This is a genomic window from Arenibacter amylolyticus, assembly GCF_002150785.1.
Lineage (GTDB): Bacteria > Bacteroidota > Bacteroidia > Flavobacteriales > Flavobacteriaceae > Arenibacter > Arenibacter amylolyticus.
This window is the reverse complement of record NZ_MTAZ01000049.1, coordinates 1-25,794: the sequence shown is the minus strand read 5'-3', so window position 1 is coordinate 25,794 and position 25,794 is coordinate 1. Positions and strand designations below refer to the sequence as shown.

16 protein-coding genes are annotated in these 25,794 nt (G+C 38.6%); 8 read left to right on the top strand and 8 right to left on the bottom strand.

What is annotated here, in order from left to right:
- Window positions 1-63 precede the first annotated feature (63 nt).
- From BV214_RS14575 to BV214_RS14560, 4 genes are read right to left on the bottom strand one after another with little or no spacing between them, the layout of a single operon-like run.
- Entirely contained in the window at window positions 64-2,685 is a 2,622-nt protein-coding gene (locus BV214_RS14575) for a condensation domain-containing protein (RefSeq protein ID WP_176328531.1), read from the bottom strand.
- 59 nt (window positions 2,686-2,744) lie between these two features.
- Entirely contained in the window at window positions 2,745-3,533 is a 789-nt protein-coding gene (locus tag BV214_RS14570; RefSeq protein WP_086478243.1) for a class I SAM-dependent methyltransferase, read from the bottom strand.
- Window positions 3,534-3,543: 10 nt separating this feature from the next.
- Window positions 3,544-6,465 carry a non-ribosomal peptide synthetase gene (locus tag BV214_RS14565; RefSeq protein ID WP_086478242.1) on the bottom strand — a complete coding sequence of 974 codons (2,922 nt, stop codon included), beginning with the start codon at window positions 6,463-6,465 and terminating at the stop codon, window positions 3,544-3,546.
- 26 nt (window positions 6,466-6,491) lie between these two features.
- The gene (locus BV214_RS14560) at window positions 6,492-7,754 is read right to left on the bottom strand and encodes a HupE/UreJ family protein (RefSeq protein WP_086478241.1); all 1,263 of its coding nucleotides are present in this window, start codon (window positions 7,752-7,754) and stop codon (window positions 6,492-6,494) included.
- Window positions 7,755-8,217: 463 nt separating this feature from the next.
- Between BV214_RS14560 and BV214_RS14555 the strand changes: the two genes are divergently transcribed.
- From BV214_RS14555 to BV214_RS14525, 6 genes are all read left to right on the top strand, one after another.
- A complete protein-coding gene (locus tag BV214_RS14555; protein ID WP_086478240.1) occupies window positions 8,218-9,291 on the top strand; it encodes an ornithine cyclodeaminase family protein in 1,074 nt (357 codons plus the stop codon).
- Between the two features lie 1,190 nt (window positions 9,292-10,481).
- Window positions 10,482-11,708 carry an acyl-CoA dehydrogenase family protein gene (locus BV214_RS14545; RefSeq protein WP_245806805.1) on the top strand — a complete coding sequence of 409 codons (1,227 nt, stop codon included), beginning with the start codon at window positions 10,482-10,484 and terminating at the stop codon, window positions 11,706-11,708.
- A 14-nt stretch (window positions 11,709-11,722) separates the two neighbouring features.
- Window positions 11,723-13,294, top strand: a complete 1,572-nt coding sequence (locus BV214_RS14540) for an amino acid adenylation domain-containing protein (RefSeq protein ID WP_086478238.1) — start codon at window positions 11,723-11,725, stop codon at window positions 13,292-13,294.
- A gap of 1 nt (window position 13,295) precedes the next feature.
- Window positions 13,296-13,538, top strand: a complete 243-nt coding sequence (locus BV214_RS14535; RefSeq protein ID WP_086478237.1) for an acyl carrier protein — start codon at window positions 13,296-13,298, stop codon at window positions 13,536-13,538.
- Between the two features lie 7 nt (window positions 13,539-13,545).
- Window positions 13,546-17,694, top strand: coding sequence for a non-ribosomal peptide synthetase (locus BV214_RS14530; protein ID WP_086478236.1), 4,149 nt, complete (start codon window positions 13,546-13,548; stop codon window positions 17,692-17,694).
- A gap of 205 nt (window positions 17,695-17,899) precedes the next feature.
- Window positions 17,900-20,131 (top strand): TonB-dependent receptor, encoded by a 2,232-nt coding sequence (locus tag BV214_RS14525; RefSeq protein ID WP_086478235.1) that lies wholly within the window; start codon window positions 17,900-17,902, stop codon window positions 20,129-20,131.
- 89 nt (window positions 20,132-20,220) lie between these two features.
- Here the strand turns inward: BV214_RS14525 and BV214_RS14520 are convergent, their stop codons facing one another.
- A complete protein-coding gene (locus BV214_RS14520) occupies window positions 20,221-20,637 on the bottom strand; it encodes a pyruvate kinase (RefSeq protein ID WP_176328530.1) in 417 nt (138 codons plus the stop codon).
- A gap of 276 nt (window positions 20,638-20,913) precedes the next feature.
- On the opposite strand from BV214_RS14520, the gene BV214_RS14515 reads away from it, so the two are divergent.
- Window positions 20,914-21,492 (top strand): PhnA domain-containing protein, encoded by a 579-nt coding sequence (locus BV214_RS14515; protein WP_086478234.1) that lies wholly within the window; start codon window positions 20,914-20,916, stop codon window positions 21,490-21,492.
- Window positions 21,493-21,623: 131 nt separating this feature from the next.
- Window positions 21,624-22,904, top strand: a complete 1,281-nt coding sequence (locus tag BV214_RS14510) for an MFS transporter (RefSeq protein WP_086478233.1) — start codon at window positions 21,624-21,626, stop codon at window positions 22,902-22,904.
- A 77-nt stretch (window positions 22,905-22,981) separates the two neighbouring features.
- Here the strand turns inward: BV214_RS14510 and BV214_RS14505 are convergent, their stop codons facing one another.
- From BV214_RS14505 to BV214_RS14495, 3 genes are all read right to left on the bottom strand, one after another.
- The gene (locus BV214_RS14505) at window positions 22,982-23,431 is read right to left on the bottom strand and encodes an N-acetyltransferase (RefSeq protein WP_086478232.1); all 450 of its coding nucleotides are present in this window, start codon (window positions 23,429-23,431) and stop codon (window positions 22,982-22,984) included.
- Window positions 23,432-23,527: 96 nt separating this feature from the next.
- A complete protein-coding gene (locus BV214_RS14500) occupies window positions 23,528-24,841 on the bottom strand; it encodes a phosphoribosylamine--glycine ligase (RefSeq protein WP_086478231.1) in 1,314 nt (437 codons plus the stop codon).
- Window positions 24,842-25,329: 488 nt separating this feature from the next.
- Window positions 25,330-25,794: T9SS type A sorting domain-containing protein (locus BV214_RS14495; protein ID WP_140157774.1), on the bottom strand; the 465-nt coding region annotated here is incomplete at its 5' end.

Here is a 25,794-nt window from a genome sequence, read left to right as displayed (position 1 = left end):
AAAGATAAAATTATCTCTCTTGTATTGTCCCTATTACCTTTTCCAATGCTTTTCTTAATAAAACTAGCATTGCAAAAGAATTTCACGTAAAACTGTATTATACCTAGCAACTAAATTTTTAACGGTGGTTTCTTTAAATAATTCGGTACTGTAACTCCAATTCATTCGCAATTGCCCATTCTCTATGATTGCATTCACTTCCAAACCATAACTACGCTCACTATTTGGATGACGACTCCACTTATTAATCATTTTGAATCCCACATTAGATCCATTCTTGTTATCACTACTTATACCCAAATAATTGAAAATTACTTGCGGCTTTTGTCTCAGTTTACTATTTCTTCTCTGATCCTGATTAAGATATTTTAATATACCATAGCCTATCCCATCGTTAGGGACCGACCTTAATTGTTCACTAACATGTTTTAATCGTGCTTTTAAAGTGGAAGTTTTTGAAATATTTATTGAAATAGGAAAATAGGAAGTGAACCATCCAACAGTATTTGAAACATCTACCTCCAAGATGCCGGCATTACGACCATGTTTTTCCAATCCGAAACATATCCGTTCCAAATTGCTCCACTCACTAAGCACAGTATGAAGAACCGTAATCAATAACTCCTCAATTTCTGTACTAAACCCCCAATCAGTTCCTTGTAACATTAGTGAGGTTTCCTCTTCACTTATTACGGCCTTTAATACTTTTATACTACACTCCTCAAAGTGATTATTCCTCTGTGTATAATCTGATGGAAACATATAGGAGTCTTCCTTCTGCATCTCCCAAAATGGCAGTTCTTTCAATATTTCGGGAGAAGTTGATAATTCCAAAAGATATTCACCCCATTGTTTAATGGAAAGTGTCTTTCCCGATAAAACTATGGGCTTCTTTTTAAATTGATGTTTTACTCCCGTATTAAAATTTTTGTTAAGTAAACTCCATGATACCGAGTCAATAACTAAATGGTGAGCCAATAAATAGATCTTATTTTCCTGTAATTCTCCACATTTAAAAAAAAGACATTTAAATAATGGGCCGTCAACCAAGCTACACTTCTCCTGAACACCCAATATAACTTCTTTAATCTCTTTATTCTGTTCAAGTACATCCTCTGTTTGGCTCAGGTCCACTAATCGAAAAACTTCCACATTTTTTTTGGGATGCAAATTTGCCTTCCAACCATCTGTATTGTTACTAAAACTGAGCCGAAGTGCATCATGTTGAAATACCAGAAAATCCAAAATTGATTTAATATTAGTCTGATCTAAAGAACCTACATTCGTTAAACGGACGATTTGATTCCAATAATGTGGTTGTCTTTTGTGCGTATCAAAAAACCAATGCTGAATGGGTGTTAACAGGATATTACTTTGAAGGTTTCGTTCAAAAGTTTTATCCAATTCATTTTCAAAATTCTCCATACAGTATTCTAAAGAGATTGCTGTGTCCCTTACCCCAACATCGGAAAATAGTTCCTCATGCTTTCCTTCAATATCTATTATATCATTCTCTTTTTCGGTGATTTTCTCCCATGATTTTATTATGTCTGAAACTAAATGCCTCCCTCCACTTTCGGTTAGTAACAATATAAATTTCCCCTTGTAGACATCCCATGAATACTTTTTATATATTTTCAAGTAGTTTAATCGAAGTCTTTCTATTTTTCTTTCTTCTTTTTCCCCTAAATATTTAACAAGTTTGGGATCTATGAAACTTTTTATTCTTTTTCTTATTAAGCCAAAAAACCTATTTACACGCCGATCTCGTAAAACCTTCAAAATATTCAAAATCCGAGTTTTAGTCCTATTCCAAGCGAACAACTGATGAAAGTGTGCTATAGTATCTACAACTATAAAATTCACCTCCTCTTTACGCTCTTCAAGAATCCTAGCGATTTCCAAACCTACAGCGGTACTAAAGCAATAGGCCATAATATGGTAGGGTCCTTTTGGTTGATTTATTTTAATTTCATCTAAAAAATCATGGGCCATTTCCTCCACGCTCTTATGGAGTTTTAGTTTTCCCGTTACTGCGGAGGCCTGCAATGCATAAATAGGCCTTTGGGAATCCATATAATCTGCCAATCGGTTATAGGAAAATAAATGGATACCCCCTGCATGAAGACAGTACAACGGAGGTTTACTGCCCGTTCCCTTAATCTCCACCAAATGCCTGTAGGTATAGGTTGGTTTTAGGGACGACTTCACTTCTGCTGATAGTGCTGCAATAGTCTGATGCTTAAATAATTGGTTGGGGGTAATATCAATACCACATTCCCGTAATTTAGCAATGATCTGAATGCTTAATATAGAATCTCCCCCTATCTCAAAAAAGTTATCGGTGGTATGGATTGGGGAAAAATTTAAAACCTTCTCCCATATGGCTACCAACTGCTCTTCTATTTTGTTCTTCGGCTTTTCAATAACCGTTCTTGGACCTACCGCTTCTTGGGTGCTGGTTTTTATTTTTCTAAAATCTATCTTGCCATTGGGCAGTTTGGGAAATTCCTCAACTTGAATGAATTTAGCCGGAATCATATGATCGGGCATCCTTTTCCCAAGAGTCATCTGAAAATCCTCCAGATTAAAATTAGGTTTGGGCCTTATATAGGCCACCAATCTCTTAGCACCCTTTTCCTTCTCCAATTCCTGTAATTTTTCCAAATACTGTGAGAGCTTCATTCGAACCATTTTAAGCTCGCTTGAAGTAAGGTTTAGGATGCTATTTTCCAAAGCTTCATTCATGAGTTACTCGCTTTTACAATCGCCATCGTATTGGCCCACCAAGTATCCTTTACATCTTCAGGCATAGACAGGCCTACCACGGCAACCGAGAAGGAATCAAAATACTTTAAAAGTAGCCGCTGATGTTCCCTGCTTAAAGAATCAACCTCATTGGAAAAGTAGGTAAAAGCCCCCCCAGGTTTCAAATGTTTTTTTGCATGTTCAAAAAAATGTTCGGCGAAAGTGATACTTCCGTTAACATAACGCATGTATTCATCCTCGTTTAAGGGGTAGGTATGAAAAAATATTCCATCGAACAATCCAAGTTCATCTATAGTATCTTGCCACAACCCATGAACACAGGTAATCTCTTTTGATTCGTGTTGCTTTTTCCACTTATAAAATCGTTCTACGACCGTGTCATTACATTCAATAATGGTGTGACTACTAAGGGGGTATTGCTGAATCATCTCGGAGGCTATTCCGCGTCCAAATCCAATTTCGAGAATATCACCCCCTTTGTTGGCAATGGCCTCGGCCATTTTAGCCATCACAGGAATTTGCCAATCCTCCATGATTTCCTGATCCTCCAAGGCCTTTTGAGTACGGTCATCAAAGGCCTGTACCGTTGCGCCAGGTACAAATGTTTTTACCTGTTGATGAAGCGCTTGTATATCGGAACCAAATTCCTTTAGCGCCCTATTGACTACCGCATTTCTTTGAGCTTCTCTTGGCGGTTTTATAAAAGTTGGATCGGGAATGGTAAGGACCACTTCAAAATCCTGAGTTCTCTTTATTCTTTTCATTTTTCCGGGCTTATTTATCTTTTATTTGTTCCAAGAGATAATTTAATTCCTCCTTGCGCAACGAAGTAACGGAGGATATAATTTCCTTAATTTGGGCCTCCTCCATATACTTATCCATAAAGGCAAGCAGCTCTTCCACAGAAAAATCAGCCACTGCAACCTCTTGTAATTCGCCTCCGGTAGATTCCAACTTCACCATCACCTCATAGACGCAATCCGTGGTGCGTATCAGACTTTCAATTTCATGTAGGGATACCCTGTGTCCCCTAATTTTTATCTGCGTATCCTTTCTGCCAAGAAACTCTAAGTTTCCATCAAACCTATAGCGACCTATATCCCCTGTTTTATACAACTTATAAGGTGCATCCATTTTAAATGGATGGGCAATAAATGCCTCTTCAGACGCTTCATCACGGTTTAAATACCCGTTAGCTACCCCTGCTCCTCCAATGTAAATCTCGCCCTTGGCACCAAAAGGCACATGGTTAAGATGATCATCCAACAACAAGATTTCCGAATTTTCAATAGGCCTCCCGATGGGGACCTTGCCGTGTTCCTCAGCACTGTTTATCCTATGAACGGTACACCATACCGTAGCTTCTGTAGGTCCGTACTCATTGTGAAGCTCTACCTGAGGCAACTTGGAGAGATGTAGACAACCGACCGCCCTACTACACTCCTCCCCTGCAACTATTACAGTGTTTAACTTAGGGAATTTCCAATTCGCCAGATTATCCAACACCAATTTGTAAACGCTCGGTAACATTAAGGTATGACTAACTTGATGTTCGGAAAGTGTCTTATAGAGCAAGTCAACTTCCTGCTCCAATCCCTTCCTAGTCACCACTAATTGACCACCAGTACAAAGCGTCCAGAAAATTCCTGCTTTGGAACTATCAAATGCAATGGACGACATCAGTAGAAACGAGGTAGGAGCGTTTTTGTAGTACGTTATTCTTGAGATGGTAGCGCTGATAATATTTTTATGTGTAATTGCCACCCCTTTAGGAGTTCCGGAACTTCCCGAGGTGTAAATTAGATAGGCAAAGTTACTTTCTCTGGCTATGGGCAAGGCAATTTCCTTCTTACTATTGGAGGTACACAGCTTGGCGATTGTTAGTGTAATTAGAGCTTCCTTATTAAATTTGGGCTTTAAATTTTTACTGGTGAGGAATACTTTTATCTTGGCGTCCTTCAGCATATAATCTATGCGCTCCATAGGATATCCAGGATCTAAGGGAAGATAAGCGCATCCTGCTTTTAGGATTCCCAGTATTCCTACGATCATATCCACGGATCGTTCTACACATAACCCCACAAATAAATTCTCTCCCCTACTATACTCTTGAAGGTTGTTGGCCAAGATGGTCGATTTCTCGTTTAATTCACCATAGGAAATCCGCTCATTTTCATAGACCACTGCAATGGAATTTGGGTTAATCCCAGCTTCGATGGATATTAACTCGTGTATTCCATGGTAGCTGTATTCCATTCTAGGCTTTGCGTCCGTCACTAATTTCTTTTCAAGTGTAGTAAGCAAGGATCCTTTACCAATGGGCAATGATGGAAACCCTACCACTTTTTCCAAAAGGAGTTGGAAGTACTGCTGCATCCTTTGAATGGTAGATTCTTTAAATAAATCTTTGGCATACTCAAAAGTAGTGGAAAGCTTCCCATTGTCCTCTTCCACGTATAGCGTAAGATCAAATTTTGCAATATCTAGATCCAATACAGCATATTCCATAGTACAATTACTATCTAGTGGCAGGGGTGATGGTACTGAATGAAAAAGAAACATCACCTGAAAAAATGGATGTAGGTTTAAAGATCTTTCAGGTTTTAACTTTTTCACCAATAGTTCAAAGGGTACGTCCTTATTATTAAATGCCTCCAAAGTGGTTTCCCTAACAGATTCTACCAATTCCAAAAATGTCATTTGGGGCGATAGCCTGGAGCGTAACACCACGGTCTCATTGAAAAAGCCTATAAGGTTTTCTACCGACTTCTCATTTCTATTGGATATAGGAGAACCAATAAGAATATCTTCCTGTCCCGAATATTTATATAACAACAGTTTAAACACTGAAAGTAATAATACATAGGGGGTAGTATTCCATTGCTTTGCCAAGGTTAGTATAGCTGAGGATAAATCATGATCTAACTTATTACTCACCAATCCCCCTTTAAAACTTGGCGTCATTTTCCGCGGATAGTCTAGCGGAAGATCCAGCGTTGGAATTTGGCCCTTTAATTGCTCCTCCCAATAGCTCAATTGATTTTCATCTATGGTTTGCTTGGATTGCCAGTAGGCATAATCACTGTATTGCAATTCCTTATCCACTGGGATCGCTATCCCTGCACGTAACCTTTGGTAATGTCCAATCAATTCTTTCCTAAAAACACCCATGGACCATTTATCCGTGATGATATGGTGCATATTGAGAATAAGTAAATGTTCAACATCGGAAAGTTTTAATAACCAACAGATGGTTAAGGGAAAGGTGGCCAGATCAAAACTGGATTTAGCCACTGTGTCGATGATCTTTTCTTTGGCGCGTTCCTTTTCTTTTTCATCCAAAGGACTGAGATCCCTATAATTAATTTTTATTTCTGAATCATGAGGTTTTTGGTAGGTAATAGCTCCCTTCATATAGAAGGTTGTTCTAAAAATAGAATTGTTTAGAAACACCGCCTGCATGCTTTGCAATAGAAACCCTGAGTGTAGTTCTCCTTTAAATCTGTATAACTCACAATAATTATAAAATGGGTTTGAAGGGTGAAGTTGTTGCAGAACCCACAGTCGTTCTTGACCCCGCGATAAAGGAACATCAATTCCATCCGGAGCCTTGGAAATAGGAACGATAGACGCATCTTTAAGGGAGTGCTCCTTCCATCTACTTAAAAGCGACTTTTTATCTATAGGGTTACTCACAATGTTTTATTTAGGTACACATTCAGCTAACTTAGTAAGCCAATAAAAACCAAAACCTTTCTCAAAGAGGATTTTAAAAATCCATACACCCCCAAGTCAATTTCAAAAGAGCGTTCCACACTCCAATTTATAGATATTAAAATCAATAGAATAGACACGCCTACCAGTAACTTGGGATAGGCCTTTGCATTTCTTAGTAGATACAACAGGGGAAAGAAGATCGCTATAATCACTATTTGTCCTAGTTCTACCCCTATATTAAATCCTAAAAGCGAGAGGGTGAGAAACTCACTAGTAAGTCCTAGATCCCCTAAAACACTGGCAAAGCCAAATCCGTGAAAAAGTCCAAATCCAAAGGCTATTACCCAATCATTTCCTTTGAAAATAGGCACTATATTATGTAGTGCCGCCAATCCTATGGATAGGGCAATCATAGACTCTACAAACCTAGAGGGTAAAACAACTAATTGGAGGGAGGCCAAACTAAGGGTAATGGTATGGGCTATCGTAAAAAAGGTTATCACCTTGATAATGTATATAAAGGCAGGTTTAAAGCCCATAACGGGTTCCCATGAATACCTTCCCAAAACTTGCCAAAGGCCGTGGCGCCCATCCTTGTTTTCATGTGGGTTTTTACGTCGTCGTACTACTGAGGGTAATATTAAGGCTATCAAAAACAGAATATGATCTAAACCTATCCAAATGTGCCACACCCCCTGCTTTACCATGGCCACAATTCCCTTCCAAATAGAAACATCTGTTAAAGACATAGTATCTATGGGTGAATTTGGAGAAAATTCCATGGAAATATTGGATTCCTCATTAATTACTCCTGCCCGCCAATTGTATTCCGTAATTAAATAGCCCTTATGGGTAGGGTCCACATCAAAGACCGGACGAAACTCCACCTCCAATGATTCAGGTAAGGTTTCCATATTATCCAAGGAAAAGTATATCTGTAGATAATCACCCAAAACACCGGGAAAAATCTGTACAGAATCCCTTAGCAACACTTGATGATGCCCTAATGGTGAGTTAAAGGAAGACCTGGAAAGCATATAGGCTTTTAAATCTTCCACATATGGATTGAGTTCTGAAAGTGTAACGCCTTTTTTAAAATCGGTATTGTATATTTTATTGATGTCGTTGGTGTTTATTTCAAATCTTCCATCAATACCATCATTCTCATAAACCCTAAGAAAGATATAACTCTGATTTGGAATGTGTGAAAGAAGTAGTAACGGGATAAGCAAAAAGAATCCCAACATGAAGGAAAGTCTATTACTCATAAGGCTATAAGTATTTAATGGTATTCATAAATTGGTCTAAAGGTTTGGTCTCCTTATGGTGAATGGCGGGTAACAACTTTGTAAATTAATGGCGCAAAATTCTTTAACCCATTAATCGTTTTCTATAAACTGTAAAATAAATATCAGCGCAGCCAAGTAATTGCTTCCTTAGTTTGATGAGGTTCGATAAAAAGCACCTTTTCCCCCTCTAAACAACAATCACATCAAATCATTATAAATATAAGACATATAATACATTTATTTTAAATTATTATCGTTATTTTTACATTTAACGCATATTTATAACCTTGTTATTATATTTTTCCAAAACTTACCTATCCCCTTTTGGAAGCCTAAACCTGACATATTGTAGTTAAAAGCCTATTTCAATACTCCCATATACTTACATAACTCCTATTGCAACATTGAGATTTATAAAATCATATTTTTAACCATCCTGAAAATGTATAAAAAAGAAAATTCCACCTTGATACTTTCCGGAAGTGATGTTTGTAGCATTGTAGAAAAATTTGGAATGGATAATATTATGGACGTCCTTATCCGTAGACTAACTACAGCCATTAAGGATTATGATCCAAAATGTACTGACGTACCCGTAAGGAGTGGTTTTAATTATACCAGTAATTATCCCGGTTTAATTGAGTGGATGCCACTACACCATAAGGATAAGGAAATTGTTATTAAGGTGGTAGGATACCACCCTAACAATCCAGAGAAGTTTAAATTACCCTCTATTCTGTCTTCCATTTCCAGCTATGACACTCAAACCGGTCATTTAAAAGGTATAGCCGATGGAGTTTTATTAACCGCCTTGCGAACAGGAGCGGCATCTGCGGTTGCAAGCAAATACCTTGCAAACCCACACAGCTCAACTTTAGGACTTATAGGATGTGGTGCACAGTCCATAACACAATTGCACGCCCTTTCCAGAATATTTGAGTTTGAAAAAGTAATGATTTATGATATTGACCCCGATGTTATAAAATCGTTCAATAAACGAATCAGTATGCTGAATCTCAATCTAGAAGTAATTCCGCTCAACGTAGGTGCCATTGTAAAGGAGGCTGATATACTATGTACCCAAACTTCTATTGGAATAGGTGAAGGCCCAATATTTTCACATTACAAAGGCCATCAAAAGCATCTTCACATCAATGCGATTGGATCGGATTTCCCTGGAAAAATTGAATTGCCCCTAGCCTTATTAAAGGATTCTTTGGTTTGTCCAGATTTCCTTGAACAGGCAAATATAGAAGGGGAATGCCAGCAGCTGAAGCCAGAAGAAATTGGACCAAGTCTGGTTCCATTAATTCAAAACCATACCGCCTATCACCTTTTTAAGGACAAATTATCCGTGTTCGATTCTACTGGTTGGGCCTTAGAGGACCAAGTTGTTTTGGAATTGTTCTTGGATCTAGCCAAGGAATTCAATATTGGTTTAAAGGTGAACTTAGAACATATCTCCTCTGATGTGAAAAATCCATATCACTTTTTATTGACTTCTGTACAAGTCTAGTTAATTTGGATAAAAATTATTAGCGTCATAAATACCTCCCGTTCCCTCAGTACTTCATAGCCCCTAGATTTCGAAAAGAAGGAGGATACCTCAATAATGGTGACCTCCGATATTTTTCCATTCCCCGTTGCCTATATTCAGCCAGCCATTTGCGTATGAATTTGATAGTAAATATACTATTGGGTCGTACCAAAGCCATTCAAAATTTAATTTTCGAATACCGGAACTAAAATAAAAAGCTGCTATAAGGCAACCTGACAAAAAAAGAAAATCTTTAAAATAGAAAATTTTTCGCAGCAATTTATAGCAGTAGAAAGCCATAAACAGGAGAGGTTTCCTGATGGAAAGAAGTGGGACTGCCAAAGAGTAAAGAGGAAGAATTTTAAATTGACCAATAATTAGTAAGAGCATCACTATATAGGGTACAATAAATATTAACCGCCAAATAAGGAGAATGATAAAGACTAAAAGAAGACCACGGTCTAGATAATGTTCCTGATTTAGATAATAATTAAAATCATACAATACATATTCCCAGCTCAATATACAGGCAACTACCAACAACAGAGATTTGATGCGATTTCCATTATCAAAGCTCTCCCAAGGTGCCAACAGTTTTCTATTGAAGACAATTATTAGAACAATGGCCAAAATAACGAGGAAAGCATTAAGGCCATTTGTTGTAATAAATTCCCAGAAAATATTCTCGCTAAAATAACACTTTGAGGGTATAGTAGTGATCCAAAACAAGATTCTTTCTATCGTTACAAAAATAAAAAGCACTTTTAAAAGTCTTGGAAAAAGATTTTTCCAATGTTCAGGATTGAATGCTATTCTACTTCAATAGCTAACCAGATTCCTCATAAACGATTTAAAGGTGGAATTCATCATATTTTTCTGGTAAAGCAAAATTAATAGGTAGGTGTAAAGAAAATTTTAGTTAAATTTAAGAAAATAAAAATTAGACCCCATCTTCTTTATTCTTCAACCCTCTGGTTAAGAGTCGGTTGAAAATACATCACTTATACTAATTAACGAGCTGAAAAATTATTTGAAATTTTGTTAGCCTAGGTTTTATCAATATAACACAAGCTACCAGAGTAATTGCTTCAGGGCAATTCCAAAAGGCTATCGTCTGGAATAATTGATTGCGCTTAGGCGCGAGCATCAAAATAAGTAAATCCCACTAAGTGGGCGTATTTAACCAACTCCCTCTATCCAAGTTTTATAGAATCATTGGATGTAGGACAAAAACCACTATAAATTTGGATTTCACTTGGACAAAAGAACAATTGGATTATAAAAGCCGGGTCATCAAGTTTGCACAGGAAGAATTAAATAATTCCATAGCAAGTAATGATGTCAGCAGTACCTTTTCCATGGAAGATTGGCAAAAATGTGCCCACTTTGGTATTCAGGCCTTGGCATGTCCATCGGCATACGGAGGGCAGGATAAAGAAATAGACATACTATCTGCCACTTTGGCTATGGAAGGACTTGGATATGGATGTAAGGACAACGGACTTCCCTTTGCGTTAAATGCACAAATGTGGACCGTACAGCTTCCTATTGCCAAATTTGGCACTGAAATGCAAAAAAAGCGATTTCTTCCCAAACTAGCATCTGGGAAATGGATTGCCTCTCACGGACTGACCGAACCCAATGCAGGATCCGATATTTTCTCCATGGAAACCACTGCCACCAAAGTCGATGGCGGATATGTTCTAAACGGAAAAAAATGCCTAATTACCTTGGCGCCAATTGCAGATGTAGCCCTTGTATTTGCTAGCACCAACAAGTCCTTAGGGAAATGGGGCGTTACTGGGTTTATAGTGGAAAATGGAATGCCAGGTTTTACCAGGGGTGAAAATCAACATAAAATGGGGCTCAGAACGGTACCAATTGGAGATTTACTATTTAAAGAATGTTTTGTACCCCTGGAAAATAGATTAGGGGGTGAAGGTGCAGGATGGAGTATTACCACCACCTCCTTGGAGTATGATCGGTGTACCATTCTTGCCAGTCAATTGGGGGCCATGGAACGCCAATTGGAGGAAACCATAAAATTTGTAAAACAACGAAAACAGTTTGGAAAATCTATCGGGGATTTTCAATCTGTATCCAACCGGATTGCCAATATGAAACTGAGACTGGAGACCTCAAGACTGATGCTCTATAAGGTAGCCTGGCTAAAAAGCATAGGGAAATCGGCCATGATGGAAGCAGCCCTCTTAAAACTTCTATTAAGTGAAAGCTTTGTACAGTCTAGCCTCGATGCCATTCGGAATCAAGGAGGAAGTGGGTATTTAACCGCCACGGAGGTAGAGCGCGACTTAAGGGATGCTGTTGGGGGGGTTATTTATGCAGGTACTTCAGATATACAAAGGAATATAATTGCCAACCTACTAGGGCTATAATGAAAAAAGTATAAATGTCAACAACAACACTGGTAGATATTATTAGCAACTCCTCGGATAAATCCCCTCACAAAGCGGCTTTTAGATTTGAGCAGGAAGCTATATCCTACCGTGAATTGGAGGTGAAAACCACTCAACTTGCAAAATACTTGGGCAGTGTTGGAGTTCAGAAGGGCGATCGGGTAGGGATTTTCATGAACCGCTGTTTGGAAAGCGTAATTGCAGTGTATGGGATCATGAAGGCCGGTGCGGCCTATGTACCCCTAGATGCCAATGCCCCCCATGCCAGAACAGTATTTCTTTTAAATGATGCCAACATTAAAATAGTGGTAGGTACCGAAACGTTTTCCAAAAAACTTCAAAAACTGTTGGAGGCCCAAAGTCCTCTGGAGCGGTTGATTGGGGTGCAGCTTAAAGTAACTTACCAGACTACCCCGTGGGAAGAGATTTATCAAGTGGAAATAAAAGGTTTTAAGCCCATTTTAATTGCCGAAGAGGATGTAGCGTACATTATGTACACCTCTGGGTCTACGGGTTTACCAAAGGGCATTGTACACTCCCATAAAAGCGGTTTAACCTATGCCGGGTTATCGGCTCAATTATTTAAGGTATCCCCGGAAGATCGGGTAGGAAACCATGCCCCATTGCATTTTGACATCTCCACATTCGGATATTTTACCGCGCCGCTAGCAGGCGCTACCACCATTATAATCCCAGAAGCTCATACCAAATTACCCGTAAGTATGTTGGCCCTAATGGAGAAGGAAAAGCTTAGCATTTGGTATTCCGTGCCTCTTGCACTGATTCAATTGCACCTCTGCGGATTAATCTCCGAATATAATCTAACATCCTTGCGCTGCGTCCTTTTTGGTGGAGAGAATTTCACTTTAAAATATTTACGGGCTTTAATGCAAGAGTGGCCACATGCCAAATTCTACAATATTTACGGTCCGGCCGAAGTAAACCAATGTACCCATTACCTTATAGATGAATTGCCTCCGCTAGACAAACCCGTTCCAATTGGCAAGGTTTGGGGTGCTAATGAGTATAAAATACTGAATGAAAATGATCAAGAGTTGAGAGGTATAGGCCAAGTTGGGGAGTTGGTTGTTAAAACAGATACCATGATGATAGGGTATTGGAATAATCCAGAATTGACCAAGAAATCGTTCTATTTAGAAAACACCTCTTCCAATAAAACAAAGAAATATTTTAGAACTGGGGATTTAGTAAAACGGAACCTTACAAACGATCTGGTATTTGTAGGACGTAACGACCGACAAGTGAAGTTTAGAGGCTATCGTGTTGAGTTGGATGAAATAGAGACGGTGCTGGAGCGACATAATTTAATCAAAAAAGCAGCAGTTTGCTTGGTGAATAGTAGTCCTTCGGACACCGTGATTTTTGCAGGTATCCAGTTGGAAAAAACAACTATGATTTCTCCTAATGCCCTAAAGTTGTACTGCAAACTACACCTCCCCCCTTATATGGTGCCTCAAAAAATAGAAATAATGAAAGAATTTCCTAAAACCAGCTCTGGTAAAATTGATCTTCTCGCTTTTAAAAACAAAATTAAGGCTATTTAATATGAATGAAATATTGATAACATATATCTGTGAGGATTTACTGAACAATGAATTGGAATCCGGGCTAAGCCCGCAGGATGATTTATTGGGGAGTGGTATTTTAGATTCTTTGGGTATGATGAAGCTGATCCTGTTTATAGAACAAAAATACAATATAACGGTTCCTCCACAGGATATGATTATTGAGAACTTTATGACCGTATCGCATATCACCAACTATTTAACTAATAAAGAACAATCCTAAAACGCCTATGGGTACTAATGAAACTTCATCATATAAGAAACTGACCAAAAGTCAGTTATCGCTATGGATCGGTCAAAAGCTACATCCAGAGGTACCCCTTTATAATATGGCCCATTCATTTGAAATAAATGGTGCCATAAATCCTGAGATATTTTCCAAGGCATTCCAGGAATTAATTAACAGAACGGATGCCTTGCGAACCGTTTTTTCAGAATTAGAGACAAGTCCGGTACAATCCATACTTCCCCATCTAACTTACAAGCTGGAAGTGTTGGATGTTAGCACGGAGACCGAACAATCCATCCAAAACTGGATGGAACATAGAAGTCGGCAACTTTTTAACCTCTCCCAACCTCTCTTCGATTCAGTCCTACTAAAAGTGTCCCCAAATAGGTATATCTGGTTTCTCAATATTCACCATTTAGTCACGGATGCAAGCTCCTCCTCTATTTTATATAGGGCAATGAGTTCTCTTTACAGACATCTACAGGAAGATACCCTTGCTGCCTTTAAGGAAATACCTTCCTATAGCAACTACATTGATTTTGAAACGGAACGGACTGCATCACAAAAGCAATCGGAAACAGCATCTTACTGGAAACAAAGACTGGCAAACCAATTAGGCCCTCCAAAGTTTTACGGTAAACACCCTGCTAAAACATCTACCAGATCCCGTCGAGTACAGTTACATATGGGAAAGGAAAGAATGAGGAAATTAACGGCATTGGCAGCGCGCCCAGATATTAGGGCATGGACAAAGGATTTAACCCTATTTCATCTCTTTACTACGCTTTTGGTGGCCTATTTGTACCGTGTGACAGAAAATCCACATATTTCCATCGGTATTCCTTCCCACAATCGTTCCACTACGGTTTTTAAGCAAACTCCAGGACTTTTTATAGCCTTGTTTCCCATGATATTTCAATTAGAGGCTACTGATAGTTTTGGCAAGCTTTTAGAACGCGTTAAATTAGAGACCGCTAATTACTTGCGGTATGCACAACCAGGGATGTCTACCCCCTCAATAAACAAAAGTTTTAATGTAATCTTGAATTTTATTAATGCACAATTCAACGACTTTAATGGTATTCCTATGCGTTCTGAATGGATACACCCCGGTCATTGCGATCCTGCACACCATTTACGATGTCATGTAATGGACTTTGATGGAACGGGCGATATAACGATGCTATTAGATTTTAATGAAAGTGTTTTTGACACTCAACTCAGGAGTCAGGCTCCTATGCACTTATTAAATTTAATGGATGGACTGCTAGACAATTTGGAGCACCCGGTAGGAATGCCCAGCATGATTACGGAAAAAGAAGAAACAACGCTATTGCGTAGTCAAACTATTAAGTTTACTAGTTTTTCGTCTGTAGTACATCAATTTAAACAACAGGTAAAATCTAAGCCAAACAAACCGGCATTATATGACAGAAATAAACAGTACACCTACCGGGAAATAGATCAAAAATCGAATCAACTTGCTACTTTATTACTGGAAAAAGGGATTATTAAAGGTAGCCGGGTTGCCTTATATATGGAAAGAAGTCCTGCCTACCTCATTGCCCTGATAGCTGTATTAAAATCCGGAGGAACCTTCATTCCAATTCCCTCCGATACCCCTATAAATCGCGTTGCATTAATATTGCAAGACTCGGAAAGCGCACTCCTATTAACTAGTAAAAACCTTGTAGAAGATAACCCCATATCCACTATTGATATTATGCATTTGGTGGTAGATCCCGATAATATGGAGGCTAATGGAGAAAAGGATATGATTCCCTCCCTTCATGCCACAGACATCGCTTATATTTTGTATACCTCAGGATCTTCAGGAAAACCAAAAGGAGTACTAATTTCCCATGCTGCCCTCACAAATTATCTTACTTGGGCTAAGGGCGCGTATGCATTGGAAGATCATATTAAAATGCCACTTTTCACCTCCATAGGCTTTGATTTAACCATCACCGCTACGTTTTTACCGCTGATTACAGGGGGTGAACTTATTATCTACCAAGAAATGGAATCGGGTCCCGATCTATCATTTTTGGATGTAATTACGGACAACCTTGTGAATGCCATTAAGCTTACCCCTTCACATTTAACGTTGATCTCTGATATGGATCTAGCAAAGTCTAACATTAAGTTGATGATTCTTGGAGGGGAAGACCTAAAGACCCAGCTTGTAAAATCGGTTTTAAACAGTTTTACTAACCCAATAAAAATCTTTAACGAATATGGACCAACCGAAGCAACGGTTGGCTGTATAGTAGCGCAATATGATGTAAGCTCACATACTAAAACTATTGTCCCTATTGGGAAACCTATAGATAATATGAAGGCCTACGTTTTAGATGCCTACCTCAATCTAGTGCCCAATGGATTAGTTGGAGAACTATTTCTTAGTGGTATTGGTCTGGCAGAAGGTTATGTAAACCTCCCCAACTTAACCCTTGAGAAGTTTATAACCAATCCCTTTATCAAGGGAGATAAATTATACTCCACTGGAGATTTAGCTCGTTGGAACGATTCCAAAGACCTAGAGTTTCTTGGAAGGAAGGACGATCAGGTAAAGCTTGGAGGTGTTAGGATTGAACTGGCGGAGGTGGAATCAAATTTACTGCAACATCCGGCCTTAAAGAATTGCGCAGTGCTACTTCTGGAAGAAGAAAATAGACTGCCAGAAAAGGACGTTGTCCACTGCACTCAATGTGGCCTTCCCTCCAACTACCCCAAAACGGATTTTGATGAAAGCGGGGTTTGTCATCTATGCAATGCTTTTAAAAGCTATAAGGACAAGGCACTTCGGTACTTTAAAACGGAAGACGAATTAGCTTCCCTGTTGATGTCTAATAGAGGAAAGAATCCTACTTATGATTGTATCTCCCTATTAAGTGGAGGTAAAGATAGTACCTACGTATTGGCACGGTTGGTGGATATGGGTTTAAAAGTACTCGCATTTACCTTAGACAATGGTTATATATCAGAGCAGGCCAAAGAAAATATCCGTAGCATTATAACCAAGCTTGGAGTAGATCATATTTATGGCAGTACCGACCAAATGAACAAAATTTTTGTGGACAGCCTTCACCGTCATCACAACGTTTGCAACGGTTGCTTTAAAACTATCTATACTCTTAGCACAAAACTTGCTCTGGAGAAAAAGGTGCCCTTTATAATCACTGGCCTATCTCGTGGTCAATTCTTTGAAACCCGTTTATCGGAGGAGCTGTTTTTGGATGAAGAAGTTCAAATAGCAACTATAGACGACACCATTTTACAGGCTAGAAAACTGTACCATCAAGAAGACGATGCTGTAAAACAATGTTTGGACGTTACCATGTTCCAAAAAGAAGACACCTTTGAAAGAGTACAATTTTTGGATTTTTATAGATATAGTGATGTACGCTTGGAAGAAATGCTTACCTTTTTAAAGGAAAAAGTAGGTTGGGTACGGCCAACCGACACAGGTAGATCTACCAATTGCCTGATAAATCAGGTAGGAATCTATGTGCATAAAAAACAACTGGGGTATAGTAATTATGCCTACCCCTATAGTTGGGATGTACGTATGGGACATAAGACGCGAACTGAAACATTAGAAGAAATCAACGAGCCTATAAATGAAAAGGAAGTAAAGCGTATCATGAACGAAATTGGATATCAAGACTCCAATACCTTTGGGATGAACCCCAAACAACTGGTAGCTTATTATACTGGAAGTGGAATTAATAACTCAAAGGATCTCTCCGATTTCCTAAAGAAACGCCTTCCTCACCACATGATTCCCAGCCGCTTTAAATTTATGAAAGAACTTCCCCTTACCGTCAACGGAAAAGTTGATAAAAAAGCATTAAAGGATCTGGATTATAAACAACTGGAAATGGAGACCCCATTTGTTTCACCAAATGGAGAAATAGAAGAGCTATTGGCTGGAATTTGGCAAGAGGTGTTGGGATTAAAGCGTTTAGGTACCCAGGATAATTTTATTGCCTTGGGCGGACATTCTTTAGCGGCCATTAGGATTACTGCGCGTTTAAAGGATGAGCTACACCTAAACTTTCCACTGAACAAAGTTTTTGAACTACCCACAATTTCAAAGTATGCGAAATACATAGAGAAAACTATAATAACACTTATGAAGGAATAGAATGAAAATGCATTTTATCATTATTTGGTTGAACCTCCTCAAATTACCTTAGGTGGCACTCGTTTAGGCAAGTTAGTTAACCCTTACTTTATTTTCTCAGGAAACTACCACGCTGCCACTTCTTTACTGGGTATGAGACTTTTCACCAAGATGTTTTACTACTCCGTACGATATTAAAACAATGCAAAATTAAAATACCTTCCAAATGAAAAACCTTATTGTCTTTATTATGCTTTTAGGTCTATTTGAGAACCTAAGAGCACATGATTTAAACGGATCTATTTTATCTGAAGACCAGACCCCATTGAGTGGAGTGGGCGTTTATAATAAAACAACCGGAGCCTATACGTATTCCAATGTATCCGGATATTTTGAATTAGATGATATCTCCCCTGGAGACCACATCTATTTTTATAGTTTAGGGTTCCATAACTACCAGCTTACCATAACCCAAGGGCATTTAGACAGTACCGTTGAAATAATAATGAAAGAGGCTGCTGTATCCTTGGATCAAGTTATTCTGGTATCCAAAGTAAATGCTCTGAGTCAATTTGTGAATGTGGATGTAAAAACCAATCCCGTAAAATCATCTCAGGAGATACTGAGAAAGGTCCCAGGACTTATTATTGGTCAACATGCCGGTGGCGGAAAGGCAGAGCAGATATTCCTTCGTGGGTTCGATATTGATCATGGAACGGATATCGCCATTTCCGTAGATGGAATTCCAGTAAATATGGTATCTCATGCCCATGGACAAGGTTATGCCGATATGCATTTCATTATTCCAGAAACCATAGATAATATAGATTTTGGGAAGGGGGCATTTTATGCGCAAAAAGGGAATTTTAATACCGCAGGATATATTGATTTACATACGAAGGACAAGCTAGAAAACAACTTGGTTTCCATAGAACTAGGACAATTTAATACTCTTAGAAATCTGGCTATGTTAAAAGTATTGGAAAGAACGCATCACAATGCTTATATCGCCTCGGAACTATTACTGTCTGATGGTCCCTTTACCTCCCCACAAAATTTTAACCGGATAAATGTTATGGGGCGTTATGCCTATAATAATAGGAGTGATCAGGAACTGCGTATTTCCATATCCCATTTTCAAAGTAAATGGGACGCTTCAGGGCAAATACCACAGCGAGCCATAGATCAGGGGTTAATTGGAAGGTTTGGGGCTATAGATGATACGGAAGGAGGGAATACAAGTAGATCAAATTTTTTGGTGAATCACAGAAAACAATTAAACGAACATGCCAGTATCACCAGCAAAGCGTACGTTTCTGCCTATGATTTTGAATTATTTTCCAATTTCACCTTTTTCTTGGAAGACCCAGAAAATGGAGATCAGATAAGACAAAAGGAAAATCGGACCCTATTTGGAGTAGAGACCAAGTATCTGCATTCCATACACGTAGGTGACCATGACTCCCAATTAAAGTACGAGGCAGGAGTTGGTTTTAGATATGATGATATTAATAAGGTACAATTATCCAAAACCAAAAACAGGAAGGAACTTTTGGACCGAATCGCTTACGGAAATATTGACGAGTTTAACGGATATGGATTTTTTGATTTAACCTACAAGAAAAACCACTGGACGTTTAATCCAGGATTGCGGATAGATTATTTCAAATTCGATTATGAAAATCTACTAACAGGGGATTATGATCTAAAAAGTGAAAACAAACTGTTTTTAGGCCCAAAATTTAACCTCCTATTCTCCGCTTCGCAAATGCTACAACTCTATTTGAAAAGTGGTATCGGTTTTCATTCCAATGACACTCGGGTTGTAACGGCCAACAATGGCGAAAAGATATTACCAGCTGCTTATTCCGTGGATTTGGGAACGATTGTAAAACCCATAGATCAACTGGTATTAAATGCAACCCTTTGGAGTTTATTTCTGGAACAGGAATTTGTCTATGTTGGTGATGCCGGAATTGTGGAACCCAGTGGGAAAACAAGGCGATTAGGGGCCGATTTGGGCCTGAGGTACCAGCTCAATGATTGGTTATACTTTAATGGGGATATAAACTATACTTTTGCTAGAAGCACCGAGGAACCCCAGGATATGGACTACATTCCATTAGCACCAGATCTTACCTCCTCCCTTGGGTTGTCCTTTAGGGATTTAAACAACTTTTCTGGAAGTCTTAATACTAGATATATAAAAAACAGACCCGCCAATGAGGACAATTCCATAGTGGCTGAAGGATATACTGTGGTCGATTTCAATGTAAATTACGCCCTTAAAAATTGGAGTGTTGGACTTATTGTAGAGAATTTACTGGATACCAAATGGAACGAAACCCAATTTGCAACAGAGAGCAGACTGTTTAACGAACCTTCCTCTGTTGAAGAAATCCATTTTACACCAGGAAGCCCATTTTATCTACGAGGCAAAATATCCGTGAAATTCTAGATTTTAGTTAACGATTGCAGTCTAGATGGTATTATTTACGGTATAAGATCACGGACTAGCTAGGAGATGGATAGCACAGAAGAAGAATGCTAAAAGCCAGCATCTTGTAGATTTTCTATGGAATTTCCTAAACTTTCACCACCATCTATTGATTCTGGTTGCAATTGCCCCTTTTCCTGGAAAAATTTATAGATCATTCTTTTCTCTTCTAGGCTAAAGTCCCGCTTGTTAAACCAATCATTGGCGGCAATTCTTTCTTCCTCCTCCTGGGCCAAGCGAAGTACTTCATCGGTAACCTCATACCAATATACCCACCTGTTATTTGCTTGGGCATAACAGATTTCGTCGTTTAAGGCAGACGTGGTCTCAACATTCCGTAACCTTTCTCCATTTTCAAGTATTGCCAAGGTCTTGGTTAATCTAACTACCTCCGAAAAGGTATATCGCATAAAGTCTGTGAACCCATTCTGACTTACATTATATAGCTTATCCCCTACTTTTAACATTGTCTTTATTTAAATCAGGGCGCAAAAATACCTTACCAAAACTACTTAAGGAACCATTGATGCTGAATTTTATAAACACTAGGAAAAAGCAATCCCTTGGTGAAAATACTATACCTCTTTATAGGTGTCTTGTCAAGTAAGATTAATCTCAAAGCCTATTCCCTTATTTATATATTCTCAATTGATAGCGATAAAACCCCAAAAAGCAGTATTTTCAGACTTAGATGAACGCCATTAATGCAATTGGTGTAATTTTGTTGCCTAAAACTTTTTGGAATGAATATTCAGCGAGAATTGGAGAAAAGAAGCAATAATAGCTGTGAGCTATGTACTAGCACCGAAAACTTAGTAGTCTTGGAGGTACAGCCTGTAAAGAATAACGGTCTAGATGGAAGTCTATTGGTTTGTGGTATATGTAAAGAACAGATTGAAGACTCTGATAAAACAGAACCCAATCATTGGAGGTGTTTAAATGACAGCATGTGGAGCGAGCATACTCCTGTTAAAGTGATTGCTTGGAGAATGTTAAATAGAATTCGTCAGGAAGGTTGGCCACAAGACCTTTTGGATATGATGTACCTGGAGGAGGAAGAGTTGGAATGGGCCAAAGCTACCGGCGAAGGTGCTCCCGAAGAGAATCAAGTTGTTCATCGCGACAGCAATGGTGTTATTATTGAATCTGGGGACAGCGTGGTACTTATTAAAGATTTACCTGTAAAGGGATCTAGTATGGTTGCCAAAAGGGGTACCGCTGTAAGACGCGTCTCCTTAGATCGGGATAATGCCGAGTTTATAGAAGGAAGAGTGGACGGACAGCAAATAGTGATTCTTACCAAGTACGTGAAAAAATTATAGGGTAAGGCAGTATTAGATACTGCTTAACACGTTTTTGCATGGTTTCATAACTGGTTAGGATTCATTATAGGATTTTTTCCATTTCAAATCGGAAATCAGTCAACTTTTATAAAACCAATAAGAAGTAACCAATGGCCAAGAACGATGCTTATGCCGCGTTAAGATTTAGGGAATTCAACATTTTCTTGATAGTCCGTTTCGCTATGGTATTTGCTTGGTCTATGCAGTTTATTGTCATAGAATGGGAGGTATACTCTTTAACCAAGAATCCATTATCCCTAGGGATAATAGGGCTTATGGAAGTAATTCCTGCTGTATCCATGGCACTTTTTGCTGGGCATATTGTTGACCAAAAGGAAAAAAAAGGATTGCTTTTAAAATGCATTTTAGGGTTTTCTGTAATCAGCTTAGGACTTTTTTTATTGACTTGGCCAAAATTGGTGGGCAGTTGGTCCAAGAATGAAATTTTATACTCCATCTATTTTCTGGTATTTTTAGGGGGAATTGTACGTGCTTTTCTAGGACCTACTATATTCTCCCTTTTTGCATTGATAGTACCAAAAAGTGTGTATCCCAATGCTGCTACTTGGAGTAGTTCGGTTTGGCAAATGGGGGCAGTGTTGGGGCCAGCCCTCGCCGGATTCAGTATTCACTGGATCGGGGTACATTGGTCCATGTGCCTTATATTCTTCTTTTCCTTAATTGCTATTATAACGCTTACCCAAATCAAAAGAAAACCCATTCTAAATCCTAAATTAGGTGAGCCTGTATTACAAAGTCTTAAAGAGGGCGTGAAGTTTGTTTTTAGTACAAAGGTTATTCTAGGGGCTTTAAGCCTGGATATGATTGCCGTACTTTTTGGCGGAGCGGTGGCTCTCCTTCCTATTTATGCGCAAGATATTTTAAAGGTAGGTCCGGAAGGCTTTGGAATATTAAGAGCAGCCCCCGCGGTGGGCGCCTTGATTATTATGTTTACCTCTGCCCATTTTCCCCTAACTAAAAATGCCGGCATGAAATTACTGGGAGCTATTTTTGGATTTGGAATATGTATTATCGTTTTTGGAGTATCCACTTGGTTCTGGGTATCGGTCGTAGCACTATTCCTAAGCGGGGCCACGGACGGAATCTCCATGGTAATACGTCAAACCATTTTACAATTAAGGACACCAGACCACATGCGTGGAAGGGTGGCTTCCGTTAACTCTATGTTTGTGGGATCATCCAACGAGTTAGGAGCTTTTGAAAGTGGACTTGCTGCCAAACTGATGGGTACCGTCACCTCAGTGGTCTTTGGAGGTTGTATGACTTTGGCAACTGTTTTATTTACCGGGGCTGTCTCCCCCACTTTTAGAAAGTTAGATTTACGCAAGGATATGGAGGAGCATGGAACGGCAGATAGTAAGCGAAATTAAATTTCATAAAACAGAAATAAGAACTTACTTATCTACTATTGTTTTAAAATACACTATATATCCTTATATATTGATCTTCATGGATTATACACTAAAATCCATTCGGGAGCATCTACATCCTCGCTTTGCTGCACAACTTCAAAACCGTTTTTTATATAAAAGTGTTTCAATGCCTCTTCCTCAATAGTTAACCAATACCCTTGAGTTGGGAATTGAATCTTTAGAGCGGAGAGCCAGCGGGAACCTAAGGCTTCATTTCTTCTATCTAAATCCACATATAAAAAACCTATATAATGATACCCTTTGGAGGAGTACCGGTCACCTATTAAAATTTCGAAATCCGTTCTATTTGGAGGGGTGGTCTTAAAAACGATTCCTCCAGCAACAATCATATTATTATCCAATAAGGCATATATATTGGCTGTATCAGCATAGAACTTCCATAATGGGCTGATAATTTCCTGCCAATCCATGGGCAGCATATTAAAAAAATCCTGGTAGTTACTCCTTATTTCCTGGAATTCCATAATACCTATTTTTTACCAACTACAGTCTTTCATATTCTTGGGAATCAGGTATTATCTAATGAAGTGTATGGTCTTTTTAAACCCCATTCAATTTTTCTACAACAAGCCCCAGGACCATAATCTATCAAAATCATCGGACCACCGGTCACCAATGTCCGTACGGTAATACACATTATTAATTATAATATTCCCAATCCTATTTTTCATCATCCGTTGGGCATCCTTCATGGTAAGCCCTGTTCCACTTACCATTAAAGCGATCCCTGTATTCCCAGTAATCAACCATTCTCCATTTACTTTTTTAAGGTGCATTGGGTGAATGCCTTCCTTCATTTCCTTTTTAAATACTATTACAGAGTCTTTGGAGAACAGTTCAAAAGACTTTTTATCTTCAAAGGGAAAGGGAGGAACCACCATATAGGCACCTACTTGAAATCCCTTTCTAACATTAATCTTAAAGTGTTCACCCGCAGCCAATTTATAGAACATATTTCCTATGGGTTCTACGATTCCTGCACGCTGAATGTATATTTGCGGATAGCCAAACCTAGCAGTAAATTCTAATGGATAAATGCCATTTCCGTTTACAATACAGTTGATATCTAACTGTCCTACGAATCCCCCTTTTGCCAAAGACTTTTCAAACTTTTTTAGAGTTGCGTCAAAAATAGGCGAATCTTTGGTCCAAAACATGCTAGAGCCCATTTCACCAGTGGAAATTCCCAATTCTTTGGGGAATAACTTTTTATGTTCGAAGGTTACGTTAATTGGGTAAATAAATTCTTTTCCGTTAAAATAAGCAGAAACAGATACCTCTACCCCTTTTACCTTCCGTTGTAATTGGAAGTTGCCAAAATCATTGCCCCAAGATTTCTCGTAGGCCTTTAACACTCGAATAACATCCAAGCCTTCATCGTCGTTACCCACAAATAATAATTGCTTGTATTCTTGGGTTTCCCCGGAGGGTTTTATTACATATGAATTTGGATTGCTTTTCACATAATCTATAGCATCCTGAAAATTAAAAAACTCCTTGGATGGCAGTATTTTTATTCCGTGTTTCTTAAGTTCGTCTTGACCAAAATTACGATCCAATTCCAATAAGTCTGAATATTCGGTACCTCCAATTACCAATTTTCCCTGAGCCCTTAATTCGGCACATATTTTACCATAACCAGTATAGTCAAAAATTAGCACATCGGCCCAGGCTACATGTTTTTTCCAATCCCTGACTTTTTTCACAAAGCCGTAGCCTATTTCTCGGGAGGGTTTATCCTCAATATACATCTTCAACTCGTGGCCTTCGTTTAAAATTGCCAAAGCCAAATCTAGAGTTTCACCCCATCGGGAGATGATTAAAAAATTGCGTTTTATTACGGTCTTATTGTTCTTAGGTTGTTCCTTATTCAAAGTAGGAATGGTTTATTTGGTTAATGTGAAAATTGCGAATGGCAGATTTAAATTGGAAGCCCAAAAAGTCTTGCCCATAGCGAGGTGACGAAGTAAAGGTCTGTCAGTATTTCTTATTTAAGTATAAATGTGGTTTGGAAAAGGCTCAAAAAACTGGTAAAACATGTTTAGGGACTGCAATGCACAAAACTTTATGTCCTAACATAATCATGGTAACAATAGATTTACCCCATCTCCCTCTTGCATTAAGTTTAATCAAAGATATACGAAAAATTGACACAAAAATTAAAAATATCCCTCAGCCTAATAAATCTCTAAACCCCTTATATCACAGGAGTTTACCTAATATTTGAGCTAGCTTTACTACTGAAGAGTACCACCAACATTACAATATGATAAGGGTATAGAGGGCAAAACCAAGCTACATTATAAAGTTTGCTTTTGGCTTTAACTTGCTATTATTAATTCTTTTACAATTATCTGCTCCGCTACTTCTTGATTATTAATTTATGCCTAGATCTATTGCCATCATTGGTGGTAATATTAAGAATGTAGAATCCACTTTCCAGAGCGGAAACGTCAAAACGATATATTCCATTCATCGATTTGGACTCTAATGGTTGAAGGCTTCCTATATATCGTCCACTAACATCGTGGATTTTAAAATCCCTAATTTCCAAAGACTTATCCCATAAGCTAACTGCAACCTCCCAACTTGCAGGGTTGGGGGTTATGCTTACCATATTCATTTCTGGATTTATTTCAGTTTCAGCAATAGCACTAGTTGAAGTTCTCGTTGATACTCCTTTCCCAGCAGCTCCTTGTGGACCCGCTGGACTGCTATTTCCTAAGACCTCAATCCCATTTATAATAGGGTGGCGAACACCACCATCGGCAACCAAAGAGGAGAAGTCAATATCCAAAACCCCGTCCGTAACGGTTACTGTATGCGA